12 protein-coding genes are annotated in these 14098 nt (G+C 51.8%); 7 read left to right on the forward strand and 5 right to left on the reverse strand.

Annotation, left to right across the window (positions count from 1 at the left end; translation table 11 throughout):
- The first annotated feature begins 2 nt into the window (after positions 1-2).
- Both R6U67_RS12880 and R6U67_RS12885 read left to right on the forward strand, forming a co-directional pair.
- On the forward strand, positions 3-2006 hold the full coding sequence (locus tag R6U67_RS12880) for a putative bifunctional diguanylate cyclase/phosphodiesterase (protein WP_410252921.1): 2004 nt from the start codon (positions 3-5) through the stop codon (positions 2004-2006).
- Positions 2007-2022: 16 nt separating this feature from the next.
- Positions 2023-3369, forward strand: coding sequence for a response regulator (locus R6U67_RS12885; protein ID WP_410252922.1), 1347 nt, complete (start codon positions 2023-2025; stop codon positions 3367-3369).
- Here R6U67_RS12885 and R6U67_RS12890 read toward each other — a convergent pair.
- Positions 3366-4589, reverse strand: a complete 1224-nt coding sequence (locus R6U67_RS12890; RefSeq protein ID WP_410252923.1) for a M20 family metallopeptidase — start codon at positions 4587-4589, stop codon at positions 3366-3368. The two genes, R6U67_RS12885 and R6U67_RS12890, sit on opposite strands and share 4 nt — an antisense overlap.
- Before the next feature lie 295 nt (positions 4590-4884).
- Here R6U67_RS12890 and R6U67_RS12895 point away from each other — a divergent pair, with 295 nt between their 5' ends.
- Positions 4885-6888, forward strand: coding sequence for a WD40 repeat domain-containing protein (locus R6U67_RS12895; protein WP_410252924.1), 2004 nt, complete (start codon positions 4885-4887; stop codon positions 6886-6888).
- Between the two features lie 67 nt (positions 6889-6955).
- Here R6U67_RS12895 and R6U67_RS12900 read toward each other — a convergent pair whose 3' ends face one another.
- Together R6U67_RS12900 and R6U67_RS12905 are read right to left on the reverse strand one after the other, a co-directional pair.
- On the reverse strand, positions 6956-7399 hold the full coding sequence (locus R6U67_RS12900; protein WP_410252925.1) for a type II toxin-antitoxin system VapC family toxin: 444 nt from the start codon (positions 7397-7399) through the stop codon (positions 6956-6958).
- Positions 7386-7661, reverse strand: coding sequence for a DUF2281 domain-containing protein (locus R6U67_RS12905; RefSeq protein WP_087705705.1), 276 nt, complete (start codon positions 7659-7661; stop codon positions 7386-7388). Before R6U67_RS12905 ends, R6U67_RS12900 begins: the two co-directional genes overlap by 14 nt.
- A gap of 238 nt (positions 7662-7899) precedes the next feature.
- Between R6U67_RS12905 and R6U67_RS12910 the strand changes: the two genes are divergently transcribed.
- The 3 genes from R6U67_RS12910 to R6U67_RS12920 all read left to right on the forward strand — a co-directional run bounded on the left by R6U67_RS12910 (position 7900) and on the right by R6U67_RS12920 (position 11329).
- Positions 7900-8346 carry a dTDP-4-dehydrorhamnose 3,5-epimerase gene (locus R6U67_RS12910; protein WP_410252926.1) on the forward strand — a complete coding sequence of 149 codons (447 nt, stop codon included), beginning with the start codon at positions 7900-7902 and terminating at the stop codon, positions 8344-8346.
- A gap of 77 nt (positions 8347-8423) precedes the next feature.
- On the forward strand, positions 8424-9524 hold the full coding sequence (gene bioB, locus R6U67_RS12915; RefSeq protein ID WP_410252927.1) for a biotin synthase BioB: 1101 nt from the start codon (positions 8424-8426) through the stop codon (positions 9522-9524).
- A gap of 218 nt (positions 9525-9742) precedes the next feature.
- On the forward strand, positions 9743-11329 hold the full coding sequence (locus tag R6U67_RS12920; protein WP_410252928.1) for an iron uptake porin: 1587 nt from the start codon (positions 9743-9745) through the stop codon (positions 11327-11329).
- On the opposite strand, the gene R6U67_RS12925 is transcribed toward R6U67_RS12920, so the two are convergent.
- Entirely contained in the window at positions 11326-12294 is a 969-nt protein-coding gene (locus tag R6U67_RS12925) for a pentapeptide repeat-containing protein (RefSeq protein ID WP_410252929.1), read from the reverse strand. The genes R6U67_RS12920 and R6U67_RS12925 overlap by 4 nt on opposite strands.
- Before the next feature lie 138 nt (positions 12295-12432).
- Between R6U67_RS12925 and R6U67_RS12930 the strand changes: the two genes are divergently transcribed.
- Entirely contained in the window at positions 12433-13335 is a 903-nt protein-coding gene (locus R6U67_RS12930) for an RluA family pseudouridine synthase (RefSeq protein ID WP_410252930.1), read from the forward strand.
- A gap of 178 nt (positions 13336-13513) precedes the next feature.
- Here the strand turns inward: R6U67_RS12930 and R6U67_RS12935 are convergent, their stop codons facing one another.
- Positions 13514-13819, reverse strand: a complete 306-nt coding sequence (locus tag R6U67_RS12935; protein WP_410252931.1) for an Mpo1-like protein — start codon at positions 13817-13819, stop codon at positions 13514-13516.
- Positions 13820-14098 lie beyond the last annotated feature (279 nt).

The following is a 14098-nucleotide window of genomic DNA, read 5'->3' on the forward strand; positions in this document are numbered from 1 at the left end:
TGATGAATGCAATCCCGACGGCAACCCAATCGATTCTAATCGTTGATGATGATCCAGCCAATTTGGAGGTCCTTTCTAATCTACTTGAACGGTCTGGATATGAAGTTCTCATTGCTCGGGATGGCCAAAGTGCGATCGAACGGGCTCAGTATGATCCACCGGATTTGATTTGTTTGGATGTGATGATGCCGGGAATTGATGGGTTTGAAACCTGTCGCCGCTTGAAGGAAATGGCGGATACGGCGGATATTCCGGTGATTTTTATGACGGCGTTATCGGATATTGAGCATCAGGTGATGGGGTTAAGTTTGGGGGCGGTCGATTATATCCCCAAGCCCTTTTATGAGGATGTGGTCTTGTCTCGGGTGCAGTTGCATCTCAAGTTACGCCGTTTAACGGATTCTCTGGCCAACCAGAATCAGCAGTTGGAGAAGTTGGTGGGCGATCGCACGCATCAACTCGAAGACACGATTCATCAACTGCAAGTGACGCAACGGGAGTTAGAACAACGGGAACAACAGTTAGCTCATGATGCACTTCATGATTCTCTGACGGGACTCCCGAACCGGGTTTGGTTGATGAATCGACTCAATACACTCATCCATAATACGTCCAATTCTCCGGAGTTTGCGGTCTTATTTTTGGACCTCGATCGCTTTAAGGTCATTAATGACAGTCTGGGCCATTTGGCGGGGGATGCGTTACTCGAAACGGTGGCCCAACGACTTCTGGCCACTCTCGGACATGATTCGCAAACGTTAGCTCATTTGAGTCCTGATTTTCCTGGGGTGGGTATCAGTACGGTCTCTCGTTTGGGGGGGGATGAATTTGTGATTCTCTTGGAAAATATCTCAGGGTTGGAGGAGGTTTTGGAGGTGGCTCGGCAGGTTCAACGTCAGTTTTCGCTGCCGTTTCATTTGGCCAACAATTATGAGGTGTTTACGAATGCGAGTATTGGTATTGCTCTCAAGAATGCTCAGTATCTCCATTGTGAAAATGTGCTGCGAGATGCCGATATTGCGATGTATCAAGCTAAGCAAGCTGGGCGGGGACGCTATGCGATTTTTAATCCGCAAATGCAGGCTCGGGCCAAGTTACGTTTGGAGTTAGAAAATGATTTGCGTCATGCGGTTGAACAAAAACTGGTGATTCAAGAGCATTGGCAAGGGAGTGGTTCCCATCGCCAGGGGGCGGGGGTTGATAATGAGTTTAGTTTGTATTATCAACCGCTGATTTGTCTGGACACTGGAAAAATTCGCGGCTTTGAGGCTTTGTTACGTTGGCATCATCCTGAAAAGGGCCTCATTTCGCCGGTAGATTTCATCCCGATTAGTGAAGAGATTGGTCTAATTCATCAACTGGGAAGTTGGGTGTTTTGGGAGGCGTGTCAGCAGTTGTCGGATTGGCGATCGCAGTTTCCGCATCTACAGGATTTGACGCTCAATGTCAACCTCTCCACGATTCAACTAATGCAACCCCAACTGGTCGAACTGATCGAAAATGTTTTAATGGGAGTGCAACTCCCTCAAGGCTGTATCAAACTGGAAATCACTGAAACCTGTTTACTCCAAAGTAACGCCCAAGTCTTTGATATTCTCCGAAAACTTCAAGAATTAGGATTATCCCTTTGTATTGATGACTTCGGCACTGGATACTCCTCCTTAAGCCGTTTACATGAGTTTCCCGTCCATACCCTTAAGATTGACAAAGCCTTTGTTGCTCGTTTACAAGAGAAGTCAAACGGCATCTGTGAAAATGGCAATGAAATCGTCCATACCATCATCACTCTGGCCCACGCTCTGGGGATGGATGCTGTGGCGGAGGGAATTGAAACCCCCACGCAGTTGGCGATTGTGCGAGCCATGGGCTGTGAACTGGCTCAGGGTTATTTGTTCTCGCGTCCACTTCCGCCTCAGGAGGCTGAGACGTTTTTGGCTACGCCAGAACGATTTACAGCTTGGCTTCCACCGGCGGTTAATCATTCAACGCCCTCTTCTACCACTTGACAGTATTTAGCTCGGTATGAACTCACAACAGCTTGACTACGGCACAATTTTGATTGTCGATGACAATCCAGCTAATTTGGATGTTTTGTCGGATTTTCTCGATAGTTCGGGATTTGAGGTGTTGGTGGCTCAAGATGGCACGAGTGCTATCGATAAGGTCAACTATGCTCCGCCTCATCTGATTTTGTTGGATATTATGATGCCGGGAATTGATGGTTTTGAAACCTGTCGCCGCCTGAAAGCTAATCCCGACACTCAGGAGATTCCCATTATTTTTACCAGTGCGTTGGCTGATACGGTGGATAAGGTGAAGGGCTTATCCCTCGGTGCGGTGGATTATATCACGAAGCCGTTTCAACAAGAGGAGGTTTTAGCCCGAGTGCGTCTGCATCTGAAGCTCTATTTTATTGGGCAAGAGTTGGCACAACAAAATCTGTTGTTGGAGCAACGGGTGAGTGAACGGACGGCGAAACTCAATCAAGTGATTCAGGAGTTACAAACGGCTCAAGTTCAACTGATTCAGAGTGAAAAGATGTCGAGTTTGGGGCAATTGGTGGCGGGTGTTGCTCATGAAATCAATAATCCGGTTAACTTTATTTTTGGTAATTTAACTCACGCCAATGATTATACCTCTAGCTTGCTAGAAATCATCAAAACCTATCAAGATAAATACCCGGATCCCGATGACGAGTTGCAAGAGACTTTGGAGGAATTAGAACTCGATTTCTTGATTGAAGACTTGCCTAAGTTGCTGCGATCGATGCAGGTGGGGGCTGAGCGAATTCGCGAGATTGTTTTGAGTTTACGGAAGTTTTCTCGCATTGATGAGGCGGAGTTAAAAGCGGTGGATATTCATGATGGGATTGATACCACGTTGATGATTCTCCATAACCGCATTAAAGTGCGCTCTAGTAGCCCGGCGATTGAGATTCTTCGGGATTATGGAGAGTTGCCGAATGTGGAATGTTATTCGGGGCAACTGAATCAGGTATTTATGAATTTGTTGGCGAATGCCATTGATGCCCTCGAAGAGAAGCGAGATCGTCGGGAATCGACGTCGATTACGATTACTACCCGTCGGGTTGCTGAGAATCGGGTGCGGATCTCCATCGCCGATAATGGCTTAGGGATGGAAGAGGCGGTTCGGGATAAGATTTTCAATCCCTTTTTTACCACCAAACCTATTGGCAAGGGAACCGGAATGGGGTTGGCGATCGCCTATTCCATTGTCGTTGAAAAACATAATGGTTCTTTGATGTGTCTCTCGCAACGAGGTCAAGGAACCGAGTTTGTCATCGAAATTCCCTGCGTGCAAGATAGCCGCGCAACCGCCGCACCCGAGGTTCAGAAAGTTCAAGGTTAGGGGCGATCGCCGAACTTTTCCAGACAACGAATAAACATCTCGACTCCCATCGCCAACGCCGTTTCATCAAAATCAAAGCGGGGGTGATGGTGAGGATAATCGAGGTTTTGGTTAGGATTGGCTGAACCGAGGAAAAAATAGCAACCGGGAACCGCCTCCAAGAAAAAGGACATATCCTCTCCCCCCATGGTTTGGCAATTGGGAACCACCCCGGCGGGGGTTTCAATCACCCGTTCGGCGACACTGCGCACCAACTCCGCCATCTCGGGGTTGTTAATGGTCGCCGGATAGAGCTTCCAATAGTCCAGTTCATAGCTGGCGCCATAGGCTTGGGTAATTCCGGCTAGGGTTTCGGAGATGCGGCGACCAAAAAAGCCCTCATAGTCTGGTTTAAAGTAACGCACTGTTCCACCCAACTCGGCTGTATCGGCAATAACATTTAGGGCAGAACCACTGTGAAATTCTCCGACGGTGACGACGGCGGCGTTGATGGGGTCTACATTCCGGGAGACGATCGCCTGCAAGGCATTCACCACTTGAGCGCCAACGACGATCGCGTCAACGGTTTGATGAGGAATGGCCCCATGACCCCCTTTACCGAGAATTTTAGCCCGGAACAGTTCCACCGCTCCCATGAGCGCCCCCGGACGAACGCCCACGGTTCCCAGGGGTAAACTATTCCACAGATGTAAGCCAATGATGGCATCGACATCAGGATTCTTCAGCACCCCGGCCTCAATCATGGGTTTTGCGCCCCCTGGCCCTTCCTCTGCGGGCTGGAAAATCAGTTTAACGGTTCCGGGGAAGTCTCGGTGCTGACTGAGGTAATAGGCGGTTCCTAGGGCGATGGTGGTATGGCCGTCATGACCGCAGGCGTGCATTTTGCCGTCGTGACGGGATTTGTAGGGAACGTCGTTTTCTTCTTGAATGGGTAAAGCATCCATGTCGGCGCGAATGGCTAAAACGGGTCCCGGCTGGGTTCCTTCGATGACGGCAACAATGCCGGTTTTGGCAATTCCGCGTTGATAGTCAATGCCCCACTCGCTGAGTTTTTCGGCCACAAACTCGCTGGTGAGTTGTTCTTGGAACCCCAGTTCTGGCCGTTGGTGCAGATGTCGCCGCCATTGCACCAGTTGCGGCTGAAGATCGCGAATTTCAGGGCGCAGACGCTGGTGAAGCATGGCGGGGGAGGGGATGGAAAGGGAGGTCGAAACTGTCATAGATGGAGGTGGGAGGGAGGTGTTCGAGGGGAATGTGAGATGGGTTTGAGGAGAGAGATGTCCCGTTTTCCCAGTTTAGGCGATTTTTTAGGGGATGTTTTGAATCTGGGTTTTAGAGAGGGGTTGGTTATGGGGCGATCGCCCAAATGGGAGCGGTTTCCGTCAAAAGGAGGGGGTGAATTGGCCGGATATGGCCCTACAATTGGGCGATCGCCCGTGACATGGCTCGGGCAAAATACTCAAGATCATGGCAGTCTTTGTGCTGTCTCTGCTCCCTCGCTAGTTTCTGCTACTCATGCGATCGCCCAATCAACTCGAAGTTGCTGAATATCTCTGCTGGTTGAGTACTGTCATCGGAACGCTGGTGGCGGTGGTGTCGAGTCGGATGGTCTTTGCTGGGGTTCCCCTGTCGCTGTGCCTGTTGCTGAATTTAATCAATCGCCGCCGTTTAGAGGTGATGCTCAATCATCGGGCCATGACGGCGGTGATGCAATTACAGGATCAGGTGGGCCAGGAGTTTGATCGGCTCTACAACTCTATCCCTGAGTCGGGGAGGGGTTCGTCTGTGTCGTCTCGGGGGGGGTCGCCGCAACCGTTGGATTTGTCGGCCAGGGCCACTGACGAGAGGCTGCAAGAGGTGACGCAGCAGTACCATCAACTTCAGGGGCAATATGATCGGCTACAAATGACCTTAGCTGAGACGATTGATTATCTCAATCATTCGCCGGTTCCTCAACGTCTCGATGGCTTGGAGACTCGCTTAACTCAGTTATCTCAGGAGTTGAGCCAACTGCGACAACAGTGGCAGACGACGATTCCGATTGAGGTGCCGATTCAGGTGAGTCAGGAGTCTGATGCGTCTGAGTCAGAGACGTCGCAGACCCGGGTGGAGACCTCAGAACCGCGTCCAGAGCGCTCTCGTGGGTCGGCGAGTACGGTGAACTTGCCGTTCGCGACCCATCGAGACACCCCGACGCGAGAGACGTTGCCGAGTCCAACGCCGGCCCCGGTTCCCACGTTTTCGATTGAAGGCCGGACGGGAAGACGAGAGGGAACTGGAACTCCCTCGTTGCCGTTGCAGCCTGGAGTGTCTTCGCCGAGTCCGTCAGGGACGACGATTCCCAGTTCGGCGGCCGGTTCTTCGCTGAGGGATTCGCTGAGGGATGAGCGCAGGGATTCGGCGCCCTCTCCGACGATTTCCCCTAAGATTCATCGGCCTGAGAGGGACAAGACGGAGGAGATCTCGACGGATGTGGCCGCTGGCCGGGAGGTGGGCCTGCCGCAGTTTCAGTCGAGGTCGGGGTCTGAGGGTTTGCCGCAACAGGTTTGGGATTGTCTGTTTACGCTCGATCAGTGTCAGGATTGGGTGAGTGATTTGTTGATTACGCCGGATGGGGAGTTGTTGATTGCGGCCAGTTTTGATGGCACGATTCAGGTTTGGCATCTGAAAACTGGGGAGTTGGTGGGGGCGTTGATGGACCATGAGAGTCCGGTGTGCAGTTTGGCGTTGAGTCCTGATGGTTCGTTGTTGGCGAGTGGGAGTTGGGATAAGACGGTGAAGTTATGGGATCTTCAGGGGCTACGTGAGTTCCGCCCGACGGCGAAGAAGCCTTGGGATGGGACGTTGTTTTTAGGGGATACTCTGGTGGATGAGACGGAGACGGCGGGGTCGGTGCGATCGCTGTCGATGAGTCCCGATAGTCGCTTTGTGGCTAGTGGATGGTTTGAGGGGGATGTGCAGGTTTGGCAGGTGCGCGTTTCTCCGAAGCGTCGTCGCATTAGTACGACGCTGTGCGATCGCGCTCAGGTGAATCAGGGCCGGGTTGAGGCGGTGTGTTTTACCCCGGATGGACGGCAGTTATTGACGGCGGGGGCTGATGGCTCGATTGTGGTTTGGGGTTTTGAGACGGAGACGGGCCGCTTTCATCGCGATCGCCAGTTGACGGACATGCCGGTTCCGGTGAATGCGATCACGTTGGCGGCCCAGGGGACGTTGCTGGTGAGTGGGAGTCGCGATCGCACGCTTCAGGTCTGGGATCTGGCGACTGGGGAGTTACAAGGGGTGCTGGAGGGTCATGCTGGCTCGGTGACGACGTTGGCGGTGTGTCCGGATGGGGATACGGTGGTGAGTGGCAGTTCTGATGGCACGGTGAAGCTCTGGAGTCTGCGACGGCAAGGGGCGATCGCGTCGTTTTGTGATGGCAGTGATGCGGTGATGGCGGTGGCGGTGAGTCCGGATGGTCAGGCGATTGTCAGTGGGACGGCGGATGGCACGGTCAAGGTCTGGCGGCGAGGTTAAGACGACGGCTCGACCAGGCTTGACCGTCTTCATGTTTTCCGGGCAACTTGATAGGTTCAAGTCCTCACTAGACTCGCTGAAACAAATTTTGAAAAGGCTGTGTATTTTTCCATCGATAGGCATTAAAATCTCGGTTGTCAATCGAAAAAATTCGCCCCTCTCCTAATTCTTCTGCTAGAATAACTAGGGAGGCATCCGCTAAATCCATGGGTAGATTTTGATAGGTTTCCATTAACGCTGTGATGCGAGTTAAATGAGTCGCTTGAAGCTCAAATAATTTAAACTGTTGGGGGTGTAGCTGAAAAATTGACAAGAATTTAATCTGGTTCTGAACGCCCCGATAAATGGTTGAAGAACGTTTTAAAAGTAAGTGAGAGGTTTCCGTTAAAACTGACCCGGTGGTGATTAGTTCTTCATAAGGATATTGAGATAAGGTATTTTTGGCGCTTTCGTGATAGCGGTCTTTCTCATTAAATACGGCCACCCAGAATCCTGTGTCAACGATTATCATACTTCGAGTCTACGTCTTGTTGTATCACAGATTTGTAATCACTAGAGAGTCCAGGTTCCGAACTGATACAGCCGACTAAATCAGCGTCTCTTAGAATTTCTAGGCTACTCCGTTGCTGATTGTGACTCTGGTTGGGGTTAATCTCCTGTTTTTTCACGGTAGAGTGTCTTCTTTTTAGTAAATCAATGAAATCTGCGAGTAAGGTCTGTGCTTCTTCAGGTAATTCGTTGATATCCTTTTGAAGAGTGTTGAGATCGAGCATGATTCGTTCTCCGATTTAAAAATAAAGTTGTACCGCCTTTAGCCATTCTACTTTATCAGTTGGGGTCAGGCGTTCAAGATGCTCATTTAGGGTGAGAGCCGGCCTATGTTTGGCCGGCCGGGTCGCAGAAGCGACTCTTATCATAGTTTGTGCCTATTTTGTTGCTGTCGTCACAAAAATTAAAAAATAAAGCGCTAGGATTGGTATAGACCTCATCAACCCAGGACAGTTGTGACCTATGGCTCTTGTACGACAGGTTGAAATCCGCACCTTGGACTCGTTCCAGGGAGGAATGGCGCAATTCTACACGCCCCAGTCTAGCCACGAGACGATGCTGGTGCAGGTGGCGCCTCAGACGATTGATGATTTGTTTGTCCATCATGGCCAGACCGACCAATTGCTGGTGGTTCGGGGCAGTTTGGTGCTGGTGATTTTGCAAAATCGCCGTTATCGCTATATTGCGCTGAGTCAGCAACAGCCTCAGGTGGTGCAAATTCCGCCGGGGGTTCCTCATGGGGCGATTAATTTGAGCGATGACCCCTGTGTGTTGGTGAATGCGGTGTTGCGTCATGGGGACCCTCATCCTCGGGATTATCGACCGCTGACGTTGCCCTTTCCCTTTGATTTAGGGGCGGCGAAGCAGGCGTTAGACCTGTTTGCAACTTCTGTTAGTGCGTCGGTGTAGGGATGGGCGGCTCCCGTGAGGTTTCGATGGGATGGTAGAATCAGCAATGCTCCCGTTTGAGGAGCGTACCGCGCTGCATGGAGAGATTGACTGTGGTTCATACCCCCCTGACGAAAACTGATTCCATCCCCACCTTAAGCCCCAATTCTGCGAGCGATCGCACGGCGTTGGAGGTCTGGTTAAATCAATTGGCCGATCGCATTATCGCCGGCGAGGCCCTCGATCGCGAGACGGCACAGCAGTTAACGGAGATTGAGGGAACCGAGAACATTCTCCTCCTCTGCGCGGCGGCCGATCGCGTGCGTCAGGAATGCTGCGGTAATGTGGTGGATTTATGCAGTATTGTCAATGTTAAATCGGGCAGTTGTTCGGAGAATTGTGGCTTTTGTTCCCAATCAGCCCATCATCCGGGCAAAGAGTCTCCGGTGTATGGTCTGAAGTCTCCTGAGGAGATTTTAGCCCAGGCCAAGTCAGCGGAATTGGCGGGGGCGAAGCGGTTTTGTCTGGTGTCTCAGGGGCGCGGTCCGAAGTATAGTAGTCCCAAATCCCAAGAGTTCGAGCAGGTTCTCGAAACAGTGCGCCGCATTATTGCCGAAACTCAGATTAAACCCTGTTGCGCCCTCGGGGAAGTGACGCCGGAACAGGCCCAACGCTTAGCCGAAGCTGGCGTGACACGCTACAACCATAATTTGGAAGCCTCGGAAAACTTTTTCCCGGAGATTGTCAGTACCCACAGTTGGCGCGATCGCGTCGAGACGGTAAAAAACCTCAAATCCGCCGGGATTCAAGCCTGTACGGGGGGCATTTTGGGGATGGGTGAGTCGTGGGGCGATCGCATCGATTTAGCCTTTGCCCTGCGGGAGTTAGAGGTGGAGTCGATTCCACTGAATTTACTCAATCCCCGTGAAGGAACGCCCCTAGGCGATCGCGATCGCCTGGATGCCTATGAGGCCCTCAAGGCGATCGCCCTATTCCGTCTGATTCTCCCGACGCGCATTCTCCGCTATGCCGGTGGACGAGAAGCGGTCATGGGTGAGTTACAGGCGTTAGGTCTAAAATCGGGGTTAAATGCCATGTTAATTGGCCATTATCTAACGACGATGGGTCAACCCCCGGAAAAGGACAAGGAAATGCTCGAATCCCTCGGTTTAGAAGGGGGAGAAGCCAAAGTTAACTAAGGGATCGACGTGGAGGACGAAACCTGTTTTGCCCTCCACCCCCCTCTTGCCTTCTCTTCCCCTGTTCCCAGTTCCGGTGTTCCCTGTTCCCCCTCTTGCCTTCTCTTCCCCTCTTGCCTCTTGCCTCTTGCCTCTTGCCTTCCCCATGAGATTGACTCTCATTGTCAACTAGCCTAGAATCAAACGATACTCAACTCAATGGGAGTGTCGGAAATTCTATGTCTAAACTGTGGTGGGCCGCATTAGGTGGGGGTTTGAGTGCCGTGAGTGTGCTGGGTATCCCCAATCTAGCCCAGGCTCAAGAGGTTGGGGCGAAACAGCTTGACGGGGGCGATCGCCCGATGTTACTGAGTCAAGTGACCTCCGTCTCGCAATTGTCCGATGTGCAACCGACGGATTGGGCGTTTCAAGCCTTACAGTCTTTAGTCGAACGCTATGGCTGTATCGCCGGGTATCCTGACGGAACCTTTCGCGGCAACAACTTCATGACTCGCTACGAGTTTGCCGCTGGGTTGAATGCCTGTTTAGATCAGATTGTGGCGATTATCGGTGACGAGGAGAGTCTGGACCCGACTGACTTAGCTACCATTCGTCGCTTGCAAGAAGAATTTGCCGCTGAATTGGCGACGTTGCGAGGTCGTGTCGATGGCTTAGAGGCCCGCACCTCGGAACTCGAAGCCAATCAATTCTCCACAACAACCAAGTTGGAAGGAGAAGCCATCTTTGCCGTCTATGGGATTACGGCTGGAGATAATTTCGCGGGCAATGACATTGACCAAGTTCCCGCCTTTGGTTATCGTAGCCGCTTGGAGTTCCACACGAGCTTTACGGGAGAAGATTTGTTGCTGACTCGTCTGCAAAGCAGCAATATCCCCGCCTTCTCGAATGTATCCACGGGATATCCCGAAGGGGATTTGTTCTTTGCTGATGATAGCGAGGGTGCGGTTGAGGTAGATGCCCTGTTGTATCAGTTTCCCTTGGCAGGGGCGAATGTGGCCCTAATTGCCAATGCGGGGGCGGCTGATGATATCGCCTCGACGGTGAATCCCTTTTTGGATGGGGATGGCGGTAGCGGGGCGTTATCGCGTTTTGGGACTCGGGCCTCGATGTATTATCTGATGGATGGTTCTGGAATTGGGGTCGAGTATCCCATTGGTGATGCCCTCTCGTTGAGTGCGGGGTATTTGGCTGGGGATAGTGGTAATCCCAATCGTGGGGCGGGCCTGTTTAATGGGTCTTATGGTGCGATGGCCCAGTTAACCTTCACTCCGAGCGATCGCGCGGAGTTTGCCCTAACCTATATCAATGCCTATAACCAGGAGATGAACACGGGTAGTGTTCTGACGAACCTGCGACGGGCGACCAATGATGCCATTCCCACGGTGAGTAATGCCTATGGCTTGCAGGGGTCGTTCCAGGTCTCGGATAATTTTGCTCTCGGGGGTTGGGTGAATTATGTGAATACGCAAACGCTCTCGACGCTGGGGGGACAGATCGATCGCGGCAGTTTCGATAATTGGAACTGGGCGGTCACTCTGGCGTTTCCTGATTTACTTCTGCCGGGAAATTTGGCGGGAATTGTGGTCGGACAGGAACCGAAAGTGACGGGAGTCAGTTCAGGTTTGCGTAATTCAGGACTCAGTGATGACCCGGATACGTCGCTGCATATCGAAGGGTTCTATTCCTTGCAACTGAATGAAAATATCACGGTTACTCCGGCGTTGATTTGGCTGACGGCACCGAATCACAATGCGGATAATGATGATGCCCTCATTGGTGTGATCCGGACGACGTTTAGTTTTTAAGGGTTAGCTAAGATGTGTAATAGGGCAGATAGGTTGGGGGCGTAATCTGTCCTATTAGACCGTAGTTTTGAGGATTGGCGCAGCCGGTTATATTCAGTCCAAAAGGCTTGTTTAATAGAGTCAAGGTTGGCGGTTTCTGCGACGGAAATTCGCAGTAATAAGCTACCGTCTTTTTGTTGTTCTAAGGCTTGGGGAATGACGGATTTGTGGTCTTGGCTAAGACTGTCTAGGCTGGTTAAGAGGGATTTGAAACACATTGGTTCTGAGAAAATTAAGTCCAGGGTGATGGACTTGGGATTGAGGCAGGTCACCAGTTCTCCGGGGGCGAGAAACTCTTGTTCTGAGGCGGGATAACGTTGGATAAATTTGTTGTCCCAGATGTTATAACTGCGATAAAAGTATTTGCAAATGACGCTATCGAGTTGGGTTAAATTATCAGTTTGCCAGTCTTGAAGACAGGTTCCGGTGAGGTCGGCGTTGTCGAAGTTGGTTCCATAGACGCGGGTGGATTTGAGGAAGGCGTAACTGAAGTCGCTATCTTGACAGTTGGCTTGGCTGAGGTTGGCTTCGGTGAAGCTGGTATGGGCGAGGTTGGCTTGGTTGAGGTTGGCTTTGGTGAGGTCGCTGCGTCCGAGGCGGGCCTGTTGTAGTTGGCTGTGGCTGAGGTTGGCCCGATAGAGGTTGGCGCGACAGAGGTAGGCTTGTTGTAGGTTGACCGATTGCAGGTTGGCCCGGAAGAGGTCGGCTTCGTAGAGGTCGGCTTGGAAAAGGTTGGCCCCTTGGAGATGGGCGAGGCTGAGGGAGGTTTTACCGAGGACGACTCGGCTGAGGTTGGCCCCTTGTAGGGGATAATTGCGTAGGTCTGCGTCGTAGAGGTCGGGGATGAGGTGAGGGTTGATCTCTCGCCATTGGTTCCAGGTCTCGACTCCTTGTCTCAGGATGGAGAGGTGTTCTAAGTTCGCCATGAATCGCCCACTCTGCATATCTCTCTAGTAGTATCACAAAAAAAGTGGCGGCTTGTTGGGATGACATCAGGGTTAGGGGGGAAGATTCGCTGAAATGGGGATTTATGTTAGGAAATGCTGATTTTTGCTGAGGATTGAATGGTGAATGAAGGTTGGATTTATACTGACCGCCTGGGTTCGGTTGCATCGGGGCTGACGGTTTTAGACTATTATGCCCAACGCTATCGCCATTCGACGCGGGAGATGTGGCGCGATCGCATCCTGGCGGGTAAGGTTCGTTTGGATGACCAACGGACAACGCCGGAGACGCGGCTACAACGGGGCCAATGTCTGAGTTATCATCGCCCTCCTTGGCGAGAACCGGAGGTTCCGTTAGGGGTGGATTATTTGTATGAGGATGAGGATTTGCTGTTGGTGAGGAAACCGTCGGGGTTACCGGTTCTCCCTGGGGCGGGTTTTTTGCAGCATACGTTGTTGTTTCAGTTGCGACGGCGATATCCGCAGGTTTCCCCGATTCATCGTTTGGGACGGGGAACGTCGGGGATTATGCTGTGGGCCAAGTCCTCTCGGGGGCGATCGCGGTTGAGTCAGCAATTGCGTAATCGCCAGATGGTTAAGGTGTATCGGGCTTGGGTGGGGGATTGGTCTCATGGGAATCTCAGCATCCATCAACCGATTGGGAAACTCCCTCATCCAACGCTGGGAACGGTCTATGGGGCGACGGATGCGGGAGTGCGATCGCAAAGTCAGGTCACGGTGGTCTCGCGACGGGAGGATGGGGTTCTCTTGGAGGTGAAAATCCTCACGGGACGACCGCATCAAATTCGTATTCATTTGGCGGCGGTGGGCCATCCGCTGTTGGGCGACCCGCTTTATACTCCAGGAGGTGGGTTGAATTTAAGGGTCCATCCTGAGACGCAAACCTATCCGGTTCCCGGCGATTGTGGCTATTTTCTTCATAGTTTTCGGCTGGGGTTTTATCATCCAACTTCGGGCGATTGGCAATGTTGGGAGTGTTCTCCTCCTGACCGGTTGAGGTGATGTTTTTTGGGCAAAATTTCTTGAAAAATCCCTTGACTTTTGCTGGGTATTGACATACTATTGAAGCATGGGAATCTGTGCCGCTATATATATAGGGTCTGTGGCGGATTGAGTCAAAGCGTTGGCGTCAGATAAAATCGCGTTTGGGGTCTTGGCGAGAGAGTTTTGAGCGAAGACATTAGAAGGGAACTTTGCCGGTTAGCATATCTCGATACATGAGAATTCCCCCTTTGAAGCTATAGAAAGGGTGGCCGAAGGTGGCTGGGACGTTTTTCCCGAAAATTCCATGACTTAGCCAGGCACAAGGATAGCCGAAGCCGGGGGCGATCGCCAAGGCCCACCAAGTTTGAGTGATGACTGCGTAGAGAATCGCCCCAATGGCGACGACAAGCCCTAAAACATGGAGTCGCCGACAAATGGGGTTTTCATGGGCTTCGAGGTAATAGGGATAAAAGGCGTCAAAGGAGTTGAATTTTTGGGTCATTAGAAGGGAATGGGGGAAGAAAAGGCAAGAGGCAAGAGGCAAGAGGCAAGAGGCAAGAGGGGAAGAGAAGGCAAGAGGGGGAACAGGAAATGGGGAATGGGGGGAAAGAAGGCCGTCGGCTGTTAGTCACGGCGGGAGAAGAGTCCAAAAAATGGACCTAACAACGCTCCAAAGATAAAGCCTCCGGCGTGAGCCCAGTAGGCGATACCGCTTTCCATTCCGCCAGAATTAACTTGGGCTTCTAGGCTGGATACACTGTTAAAGGCTTGTTGTAAAAAC

Source organism: Sodalinema sp. (genome assembly GCF_046483825.1).
Lineage (GTDB): Bacteria > Cyanobacteriota > Cyanobacteriia > Cyanobacteriales > Geitlerinemataceae > Sodalinema.

Excerpts from the sequence above, each read along its gene's own strand:
- R6U67_RS12895 (WP_410252924.1), top strand. The coding sequence starts at position 4,885 with ATGCGATCGCCCAATCAACTCGAAGTTGCTGAATATCTCTGCTGGTTG.
- R6U67_RS12900 (WP_410252925.1), bottom strand. The coding sequence starts at position 7,399 with ATGATAATCGTTGACACAGGATTCTGGGTGGCCGTATTTAATGAGAAA.
- R6U67_RS12905 (WP_087705705.1), bottom strand. The coding sequence starts at position 7,661 with ATGCTCGATCTCAACACTCTTCAAAAGGATATCAACGAATTACCTGAA.
- R6U67_RS12880 (WP_410252921.1), top strand. The coding sequence starts at position 3 with ATGAATGCAATCCCGACGGCAACCCAATCGATTCTAATCGTTGATGAT.
- R6U67_RS12920 (WP_410252928.1), top strand. The coding sequence starts at position 9,743 with ATGTCTAAACTGTGGTGGGCCGCATTAGGTGGGGGTTTGAGTGCCGTG.
- R6U67_RS12910 (WP_410252926.1), top strand. The coding sequence starts at position 7,900 with ATGGCTCTTGTACGACAGGTTGAAATCCGCACCTTGGACTCGTTCCAG.
- R6U67_RS12935 (WP_410252931.1), bottom strand. The coding sequence starts at position 13,819 with ATGACCCAAAAATTCAACTCCTTTGACGCCTTTTATCCCTATTACCTC.
- R6U67_RS12930 (WP_410252930.1), top strand. The coding sequence starts at position 12,433 with ATGGTGAATGAAGGTTGGATTTATACTGACCGCCTGGGTTCGGTTGCA.
- R6U67_RS12925 (WP_410252929.1), bottom strand. The coding sequence starts at position 12,294 with ATGGCGAACTTAGAACACCTCTCCATCCTGAGACAAGGAGTCGAGACC.
- R6U67_RS12890 (WP_410252923.1), bottom strand. The coding sequence starts at position 4,589 with ATGACAGTTTCGACCTCCCTTTCCATCCCCTCCCCCGCCATGCTTCAC.
- R6U67_RS12885 (WP_410252922.1), top strand. The coding sequence starts at position 2,023 with ATGAACTCACAACAGCTTGACTACGGCACAATTTTGATTGTCGATGAC.
- bioB (WP_410252927.1), top strand. The coding sequence starts at position 8,424 with ATGGAGAGATTGACTGTGGTTCATACCCCCCTGACGAAAACTGATTCC.